At 71.5% G+C, this 330-nt stretch carries 1 protein-coding gene; it reads left to right on the top strand.

Annotated features, from left to right (window positions below; translation table 11 throughout):
• A partial coding sequence (locus tag SK571_RS46280) for a hypothetical protein (protein ID WP_319990449.1) occupies window positions 1-181 on the top strand: 181 nt, incomplete at its 5' end.
• Between the last annotated feature and the right edge of the window lie 149 nt (window positions 182-330).

Genomic DNA, 330 nt, shown 5'->3' with positions numbered 1-330 from the left:
GGCAGTGCCAGCAAGGCGGCAGTGCCAGCAAGGCGGCAGTGCCAGCAAGGCGGCGGTGCCACCGAACACAGGCTTCGCCGGCGGCGGCTGCTGCCAGAGGCGGCTGCTGGGCGAGCTGGCGGGCGACTCCGGTCTTCCACCCTCGCAGCTGCTGCCTACGTCGCTGGTGCTTCTGCTCTAGCGCCTGATCCGGCGCGAGCCCTGGGCAGCGATGCCTGCTGGGCAGCGATGCCAGCAGGGCGCGATGCCACCGAACACAGGCTTCGCCGAGGGCAGCGGTGGCTGCCAGAAGCGGTGGCTGCCAGAAGCGGTGGCTGCCAGAAGCGGTGG

The organism is Lentzea kristufekii, from assembly GCF_033949925.1.
In the GTDB taxonomy this organism is placed as follows: Bacteria; Actinomycetota; Actinomycetes; order Mycobacteriales; family Pseudonocardiaceae; genus Lentzea; species Lentzea kristufekii.
The sequence above is the reverse complement of the archived record's forward strand: the minus strand, read 5'-3'. Positions and strand labels throughout refer to the sequence as shown.